Source organism: Kitasatospora sp. NPDC024654 (genome assembly GCF_055559155.1).
On record NZ_JBVHLF010000029.1, the window covers coordinates 86,501 to 93,987 of the forward strand.

The following is a 7,487-nucleotide window of genomic DNA, read 5'->3' on the forward strand; positions in this document are numbered from 1 at the left end:
GGCCACATGGCTGTCGCAGTGACGGGGAGGTCGTCGCCGGCGGAGCGCGCCGCCGAGCCCCCAGCACGGCGCGGCGCCTCCCGGCGCACGCGGCTGCGGCGGGACAAGGTCCTGCTGCTGATGATGCTTCCCGGCGTGCTCTACTTCGCGATCTTCCAGTACCTCGCGCAGCTCGGGAACGTCATCGCGTTCAAGGAGTACGTGCCGTTCGTCGGCATCAAGGACAGCGCCTGGGTCGGCTTCCAGAACTTCACGGTGCTGTGGCAGGACCCGGCCTTCTGGCGGGCGGTCGTCAACTCCCTGGAACTGGCCGGCCTCCAGCTGCTCTTCTTCTTCCCGGTGTCGCTGGCCCTGGCGCTGCTGCTGCACAGTCTGACCCGCAACTGGGTCCGCAAGCTGGTAGTCAGCTTCGCCTACCTACCGCACTTCATCTCGTGGGTGATCGTGGTCGGCCTGTTCGTGCAGGTGCTGGGCCCCAACGGGATGGCCAACGGGCTGCTCTCCGGTGACATCCACCACCACGTGGTCACCCTGTTCACCGACCCGGCGATGTTCAAGCCGATGATGATCACCGAGCTGATCTGGAAGGACTGCGGCTGGGGGACGATCATCTTCCTCGCCGCGCTCTACCAGGTCGACGACGGCCTCTACGAGGCCGCCGCGCTGGACGGTGCGGGCTGGGGCCGACGGCACTGGCACGTGACGCTGCCGTCGATCCGCCCGGTCATCGTGCTGCTGCTGATCATGCGGGTCGGCGACATCCTCAGCGTCGGCTTCGACCAGGTCATGCAGCAGCGGGACACCTTCGGACCGCAAGCCTCGGAAGTCATGGACACCTACATCTACTACCACGGCGTGCAGGACGGGAACTTCTCCACCGGAGCCGCGGCCGGACTCTTCAAGGGTGTCATCGCCCTGATCCTCGTCATCGGGGCCAACAAGATCGCGCACAGGCTCGGAGAGCAAGGGGTGTACCAGTGAGCGCCACGGGCAGCACCAACGTCCGCCCGGCGTGGCTGGGCAAGCCGAAGTCGCTCGTCAGCGCGGCCAAAGCGGTGGCCGTCGTCGTCATCCTCCTACTGGTGGCCATCCCCTTCTGGCTGGTCCTCGCGACCAGCATCGCCTCCGACCGGCAGGTGATGGCCAACGGCGGCTGGTCCCTGTGGCCGGACCGGATCGACCTCCGCGCCTACGCGGACGTCCTGAACGGCGGGGTCATCGGGCACGCGATCCTGGTCTCCGCGATGGTCACGGCGATCGGCACGGCCCTGAGCCTGGCCTCCACGACCATGCTCGCCTACGCACTGTCGCGGCCGAACGTCCCGGGCGGCAAGCCGATCCTGCTGGCCATCCTGTTCACCTTCCTGTTCCCCGCCGGCATGATCCCGAGCTTCCTGATCGTCACCGACCTGAAGCTCACGGACCACCTCGGTGCCCTGTTCCTGCCGGTCATGATCAACGTGTTCAACCTGGTGGTGATGCGCGGCTTCTTCCAGGGCATTCCCGAGGAGCTCCACGAGGCGGCCCGGCTCGACGGCGCGGGAGAACTCAGGACGCTGCTGCGCATCGTGCTGCCACTGTCGAAGGCGGTCATCGCCGTCGTCGGCCTCTACTACGCGGTCGCCTACTGGAACGACTACTTCCGGGCGATGCTCTACCTCAACAACAGCAGCGCGGACCAGCTGCCGCTGTCCACGGTCCTGCGCGGGTACCTGACCAGCACCAACGCCCAGTCCGAGACCGGCGAGGCGATGCTGACGCACGCACCACAGAAGACCATCGCAGCCATCGTCGTCATGGGTGTGCTGCCCATCGCGGCCGCGTTCCCGTTCCTGCAGCGCTTCTTCACCAAGGGTGTTCTCACCGGCGCCGTGAAGAGCTGACCGGCATCGGCACACGCGGCCACAGACCACCTGCCCGCCGGGCATCGACTCGCCGCCGACCGCTTGGACGCGAGTCGAACGAAAGCGCTCATCCCCACCCCGCAAGGAGCCCTTCGCCATGAACTCCGAATTCTCCCGCAGAAGCCTCCTCCGCTCCATCGCCGGCTCGGCGGTGGCGGCAGCGGCCCTCCCGTCCCTGGCGGCGTGCGGCAGCGGGACGTCCGCCACGTCGGCCGGCAACGCCGGCAAGACGCTGGCCCCGTGGCCCACCTACACCCCGGTCAAGGGCCTCCATCCGGACCTGCCGGGGACGGCGTCCGGTGTGCTGGACACGTTCCTGACCTACCCGTCGAACCTGGTGCAGGCGGTGCCGTCCAAGCCCGGTGACGGCTCCACCGTCAAGGTCATGACGGTCACCTACGGCGCTCCGCCCAAGGGGCCGGACGGCAACAGGATGTGGAAGGCCGTCAACGACGCGGCCGGCGTCAACATCGAGCTGACCACGGTGCCAGACGACGACTTCGTGGTGAAGTACTCCACCATGATGGCCAGCGGCGACCTACCGGACATCATGCTGCTCGGCAGGTCGCCGCTGCCCAACGAGGCTCAGTTCCTTCAAGCCAAGTGCGCGGACCTGAGCGAATACCTGTCCGGCGACGCCGGAGCGAGCAACTACCCGAACCTCGCCGCGATCCCGGGCTACGCCTGGGACGCCATGGGCCGCGTCGGCGGACGGATCTACAGCGTGCCGATCCACCGGCCCCTCCTGGGCAACTCCTTCTTCGCCGACTCCGACAAGTTCACCGCGGCCGGCATCTGGCAGCCGACGGTCGGCGCTCTGAAGAAGGACGACCTCACCAAGGGCCTCGTCTCGCTGAACACCCAGGGCCACTACGCGCTCGGCACCTCGACCGCCGCGACCTTCGGCTACCTGACCCACGCCGGAGTGCACGGCGCCCCGAACCTGTGGAGCCTCGACAGCGGCACCTTCACCCCGACCTACGGCACCGACCAGTTCAAGGCCACCATCGCCACCATGGCCGAGTGGTACGGCAAGGGCCTGTACGACCCGGCGGCGCTGACCACGGCAACGACGCAGTCGAAGAACTTCTTCACGAACGGCAGGTACCTCAGCATCACCGACGGGTTCGGAGGGTTCCCCGCCTACGCCCAGGACATCGGCGACACGTTCAAGGTGGACTTCGTCCGCCCGTACGACGCCGGCGCCACGCCGACGCCGTGGTTCGCGCGGTGCTATTTCGGCTACACCGCGCTGAAGCAGGCCTCACCGGAGCGCATCAGGATGCTGCTGCGCGTCCTGAACTTCCTCGCCTCGCCGTTCGGGTCCAAGGAGTACGAGTTGATCAACTATGGCATCGAAGGCGTGCACTTCACGCGCGGCGAGGACGGCGGCCCGTCGGTCCCGACCGAGCTCGGCAGGGTCGAGAACAGCACGAACCTGCCCTTCGGGTACATCGCCTCGCCTCCGATGGTGAACTACATCCCCGGCCGGCCCGAGGCGGCCAAGCGCTGCTACCAGGCGCAGGTGGACATCGTGCCGAAGGGCGTCGCCGACCCCTCCCTCGGTATCCAGTCCGCGACCCGCAACAAGCAGTGGCCCACCCTGCTGAACATGGTCAACGACGGCATCAACGACATCGTCACCGGCAAGCAACCGATCTCCGCCTGGGACGGCGTGGTGAAGAGCTGGAAGAGCCAGGGCGGCGACGCCACCGCCGCCGAACTCGCCGCCGAGTACGGAAAGTCGCACGGCTGACACGGAGCACCTGGCCGCCCTCGACGCGGAGCTCCGGGAGGTCGCTGCGGAAGCGACCTCCCCGTAGTGCTCCAGAATTGCTTCACCGCGGCTGACCGCGAACGGTGCACCAAGCCGCCGACTGGGCATGATCAGCCCCGTGCTCGTACGGGTGATCTACCTGCTCGCTACCCGAGTCTCCGCGTGGCTGGCCCTGCTCTGCAGGTCCACCGCGGCCTGGGTCTTGAGGAAGGCCGGCCATCGTCGGCGCGCGGGATGACGGCGCGGTACGGGACCGAGGCCGGCGGTGCGCAGTACGCGGCGGACGGTGGCCGCACTGACCTCGTGGCCGAGACGTCGGAGTTCTCCGTGCACGCGGCGGGATCCCCACTTGGACGCTCTGCACCCCGGCCGCGTGAACGGCGAGGAGACCGCGCACGTCCCCCCGCCGCGCACGGGCTGTCGGCGCATCAGCCGATCAGGGCCGACCGGGCGCCGGTTCCCGTGGCCTGGGCAAGCGCGCGGGGGTGACCCGTCCCTTGCCTGCCGGGTGTGTGCTGCCAGGCGGCCTCAGAGTTGGATGGGCAGGTGGCGGGGTCCGCGGAGCATGGCGTTCTGTCGGTAGGGGGGCGGGTCCTGGACCAGGCGTGCGGTGCGGAGGTGGGGGATCAGCGCGCCGAGCGCGGCCTCGGCTTCGAGGCGGGCGAGTGGTGCGCCGTAGCACAGGTGGATACCGCTGCCGAAGCCGAAGTGCTCGTTGTCCGGGCGGGTGGGGTCGAACCGGTCGGGCTCGTGGAACCGCTCGGGGTCGCGGTTGCCCGAGGCCAGTACCAGTACGACGGAGGCGCCTTCGGGGATGGTGGCGCCGGCGACGTCGATGTCGGCGAGGGGGATGCGCTCGCGCATGTGGACCGGGGATTCGTAGCGCAGCAGTTCCTCCACCGCTCGTGGCAGCAGGTCCGGTTCGCGGCGCAACCGGTCCAGGTGCTCGGGGTGGCGCAGCAGGGTGAGTACCCCGTTGGTGATCAGGTTCACAGTGGTCTCGTGTCCCGCGATGAGCAGCAGTACGGCGGTTTCGGCGAGTTCTTCCTGGGTGAGTCGCAGGGCCGGGTCCGGCTCGTTGACGAAGGCGGAGAGCATGTTGTTGCTCGGATTTCCGCGGTGTTTCTCGGCGAGGTTCACCAGGTATCGGCCCATCTCGCCCCGTGCCCGGTCGCCCGCTTTGTCCCGCTCGGTGGAGTCCTCTTCGGGCCTGACGTCGGCGGACGCGACGATCGCGTCGGACCATTCCCGGAAGGGTGTGGCTCTTCTCCAGGGACCGTGTGACCTGCTTGGTTGCTGATTGCGTGTCAGGTGTCCGATCGTCGTGGTGTGGGAGGGTGTCGACTGCCGACGAGCAGCAGGACCGGCCAGGGGACGGTGGTCGCGTTGCCTACAGTCGGCTGCCCGTTGCTTCTGCGATCTCCGTGCGCACCGCGTTGGCCTCGGGTGCCCCGAAGCGCTCATAGAGCTCGAGGGCCTGGGACCACTGGTCGACCGCCGTGTCGAGATTTCCCACGGCGTGGTGAACTCTGCCCAGAAAGTGCGGGGCGTTGGCTTCGCCGTGGATGTGGCTGCGTAGCCTGCTGAGATGTAGGTTCCGTGTTTCGGTGTCACATGCCGACGCTGCGAGCCGGGCGTTCTGACGGTTCCGCGTTCCGTGTCACCTTGATCGTTCCGTGCTCGGTGTCATATCCCCGACGGCGCGGGCTCCGGACGGCGAGCAACGTCCGGAGCTGAAGGCTCCGACAAGCGCGACCACGTCGCCGGTGCCGCCGAACGGCAGTGCCAGTCCACTGGGCACGGCGACGGGTTGGCGGACCCGTTGCCCAGGAACTGGATCACTCGTCAGACGCGTCCCCCTCTGCGGCACCGTCTCCTGGTGTCGCTGCCGTCGAGAGGGATTGCCCGCCATGACTGAACTCGGACCCGTCGTCTGGCCACCTGAGCCGATCAGGACCGAGCGGCTCGTGCTCCGTGAGCCCGAGGCCCGGGACCGTGCGGCGTTCATCGAGCTGCTCGCCTCGCCGGAGGTGCACACCTACCTCGGCGGCCCCCGGCCGCGTGACGAGCTTGAGCGCGAGATGCCCGAGGTGCCCGAGCGGTGGCCCGGGAGCTTCGTCGTTGACCTCGACGGGGCGATGATCGGCCAGATCCTGCTCAGGAGGGCACCGGAGCACCATCGCCCGGCCGCCGCGGGGAAGGCCGATCTCGGCTACCTGTTCCTGCCACGGGCGTGGGGATTCGGGTATGCCGCCGAGTCGTGCGCGGCGGCACTTGAATGGCTCGCCGGTGTCCTTCCCGGTGAGCCGGTGGTGCTCGCCACCCAGACCGCCAATGTCGGCTCGATGCGCCTCGCGGCAAAGCTGGGGTTCACCGAGGTAGAGCGGTACCAGGCCTGGAATGCTGAGCAGTGGCTCGGCATTCGGGCCCCGGTCACGCCGTCCGGTTGATCTCCTGCTCGACAGCGCGGATCCGCGAGGCCACCGATCGGTCGTCGGCGTCGGCCGCCGCTTGACCTCGTGGAGCACGAACGCCTGCCGCCAACGGGCGACGTGCTGGCGAACAGAACGCGATGTTCTGCTGTGCCAGTTCTGTGACGTCCTTGGCAGCAGACCGCGGCCTGAACACCGCTAGCGTCGGGCCCATGATCGTATGGCTCAACGGCACCCACGGCGCAGGCAAGACGACGAACAGCGCCCTCGTGCAGCAGCTGATCCCGGATTCTCGGGTGTTCGACGCCGAGAAGGTCGGCGAGACGCTCATGGACATCACGCCGGGGCTGCCCGAGACGGACAACTTCCAGCACTGGCCGCCGTGGCGGCCACTCTGAAGTTCCCCCAAGGCCGGGAAATTAACGTTCATCGCTGCTCGTCAAGCGAGTTGACGCAGGGTCATTGGTTGCGCTGTAGCGGCCCCGCCGGGGTTTGTCGATCAGTCCGTCGTCGGCCCAGCGGTTCAGCTGCCGGTGCGGGCTGGGCAGTGTGACATCGCCGAGGTGGCGGGCGAGTTCGCTCGGACTCCACAGGCGGGCGGGGTCCTGCCGGAACAGTTCGAGGACGCGTTCCCGGCGTCGACCGCCCGGGGCGAGGTGCCATTCGAGTGCGGTGGCGGTGGGGAGTTCGACGGACTCGGATGGCGCGAGCACCACGATGTCGAGGCCGGTCACGGCCTGGCTGCGGTCAGGTCGACCGTCGGGGAGACGTTCGTGGTATCGCGAGATGGGCGACTTCACCTTGCGGGTGCTCACGCGCGGGCGGCGCGGCGGCAGCAGGTCGTCCTGGAGCGGGGCGGCCCCCAGCCCTCCCGGAGCGCGCTCGCACGGTCCACGAGCTTCACACAGACGGCATGCTGCTGGTCGAACCGGACGGCGAGGACGACACCGTCCTGCGCATGGTCGTCGGCAAGCCCGCGAAGCCCGGCGATCCGTGGCTGTTCGGCGGCGATATCGCCAGTGACCTGGTGCCCAGGACGTGCATCCCCGGCGACCCCCAGACCCTGGGCGTCGAGGAGTTCGCCGCGCTCGGCTACCTGCGCTCCCACCTGTCCGAGTGCACCGTCGGCACGGCTGAGGAGTACGCCACGTTCAACGGCGTCGCCAGCGTGGAGCGGGCCAGGAGCTGTTCGACGCCGTCGCCGACCTGGTCGACGTACAGGTGGGCCAGGACCGCGCCGGCGGCGTCGCGCGTGACCGGGGCCGGGTCTTTGAGACGGTCGGGGACTCTGTTGCTCAATTCGGCCGAGCAGCAGAGACCGGTCAGGAGGGTCGCAACAGCCCCCGCGTTGCCGCAGGTCGCAGCCCGCGCTTC

The 7,487-nt window shown here is 68.6% G+C and carries 6 protein-coding genes and 3 pseudogenes; 6 read left to right on the forward strand and 3 right to left on the reverse strand.

From position 1 onward, the window contains the following. Window positions 1–6: 6 nt before the first annotated feature. The 3 genes from ACZ38L_RS19140 to ACZ38L_RS19150 all read left to right on the forward strand — a co-directional run bounded on the left by ACZ38L_RS19140 (window position 7) and on the right by ACZ38L_RS19150 (window position 3,660). On the forward strand, window positions 7–981 hold the full coding sequence (locus ACZ38L_RS19140; RefSeq protein WP_465694424.1) for an ABC transporter permease: 975 nt from the start codon (window positions 7–9) through the stop codon (window positions 979–981). After that, window positions 978–1,883, forward strand: coding sequence for a carbohydrate ABC transporter permease (locus tag ACZ38L_RS19145; protein ID WP_465694428.1), 906 nt, complete (start codon window positions 978–980; stop codon window positions 1,881–1,883). Before ACZ38L_RS19140 ends, ACZ38L_RS19145 begins: the two co-directional genes overlap by 4 nt. Before the next feature lie 118 nt (window positions 1,884–2,001). Then, window positions 2,002–3,660, forward strand: a complete 1,659-nt coding sequence (locus ACZ38L_RS19150) for an extracellular solute-binding protein (protein WP_465694432.1) — start codon at window positions 2,002–2,004, stop codon at window positions 3,658–3,660. Between the two features lie 156 nt (window positions 3,661–3,816). Here ACZ38L_RS19150 and ACZ38L_RS19155 read toward each other — a convergent pair whose 3' ends face one another. After that, on the reverse strand, window positions 3,817–4,110 hold the full coding sequence (locus ACZ38L_RS19155; RefSeq protein ID WP_465694436.1) for an IS3 family transposase: 294 nt from the start codon (window positions 4,108–4,110) through the stop codon (window positions 3,817–3,819). 99 nt (window positions 4,111–4,209) lie between these two features. Further along, window positions 4,210–4,935: pseudogene (locus ACZ38L_RS19160) on the reverse strand (cytochrome P450); the annotation flags it as partial. 656 nt (window positions 4,936–5,591) lie between these two features. Here ACZ38L_RS19160 and ACZ38L_RS19165 point away from each other — a divergent pair. Then, window positions 5,592–6,131, forward strand: coding sequence for a GNAT family N-acetyltransferase (locus ACZ38L_RS19165; RefSeq protein WP_465694440.1), 540 nt, complete (start codon window positions 5,592–5,594; stop codon window positions 6,129–6,131). A 194-nt stretch (window positions 6,132–6,325) separates the two neighbouring features. Beyond that, window positions 6,326–6,508 (forward strand): annotated as a pseudogene (locus ACZ38L_RS19170) (DEAD/DEAH box helicase family protein); the annotation flags it as partial. Between the two features lie 24 nt (window positions 6,509–6,532). Here the strand turns inward: ACZ38L_RS19170 and ACZ38L_RS19175 are convergent. Continuing rightward, a complete protein-coding gene (locus tag ACZ38L_RS19175; protein ID WP_465694444.1) occupies window positions 6,533–6,928 on the reverse strand; it encodes a hypothetical protein in 396 nt (131 codons plus the stop codon). Between the two features lie 98 nt (window positions 6,929–7,026). Between ACZ38L_RS19175 and ACZ38L_RS19180 the strand changes: the two are divergent. Continuing rightward, a pseudogene (locus ACZ38L_RS19180) lies at window positions 7,027–7,487 on the forward strand (hypothetical protein); the annotation flags it as partial.

Bases quoted from the DNA above. Each gene is read 5' to 3' on its own strand.
- ACZ38L_RS19155 (WP_465694436.1), bottom strand. From the start codon at position 4,110: ATGCGCCGACAGCCCGTGCGCGGCGGGGGGACGTGCGCGGTCTCCTCG.
- ACZ38L_RS19140 (WP_465694424.1), top strand. From the start codon at position 7: ATGGCTGTCGCAGTGACGGGGAGGTCGTCGCCGGCGGAGCGCGCCGCC.
- ACZ38L_RS19150 (WP_465694432.1), top strand. From the start codon at position 2,002: ATGAACTCCGAATTCTCCCGCAGAAGCCTCCTCCGCTCCATCGCCGGC.
- ACZ38L_RS19165 (WP_465694440.1), top strand. From the start codon at position 5,592: ATGACTGAACTCGGACCCGTCGTCTGGCCACCTGAGCCGATCAGGACC.